This window comes from Pseudomonas sp. RA_35y_Pfl2_P32 (genome assembly GCF_963970735.1).
GTDB lineage: Bacteria > Pseudomonadota > Gammaproteobacteria > Pseudomonadales > Pseudomonadaceae > Aquipseudomonas.
Window position 1 is genome coordinate 1 of sequence record NZ_CAXAQF010000428.1, and the last position, 255, is coordinate 255.

The window sequence follows — 255 nt, forward strand, 5'->3', positions numbered from 1 at the left end:
GAAAACTGTACTTTTAGGTATCAGCAAACGTGGAGACAGAAACCAGAGACGGCTGCTGATCCAGTGCGCCCGGGTTTACTTGATGCATCTGGATCGACAGAAAGGCGCGCTGGCGGAGTGGGTCCGTAATTTGATAGCGACCCACCATCACTCCAACCACGTGGTCTGCGCGCTAGCCAACAAGTTGGCGAGGATCGCTTGGGCAATTGCGGCACACCACACTGTATTCGATGCGGGGCCAAGCGCGATGAACGC

1 pseudogene is annotated in these 255 nt (G+C 56.1%); it reads left to right on the forward strand.

The annotated features are described in order from the left end of the window. A pseudogene (locus AACY45_RS29020) lies at positions 1-255 on the forward strand (IS110 family transposase); the annotation flags it as partial.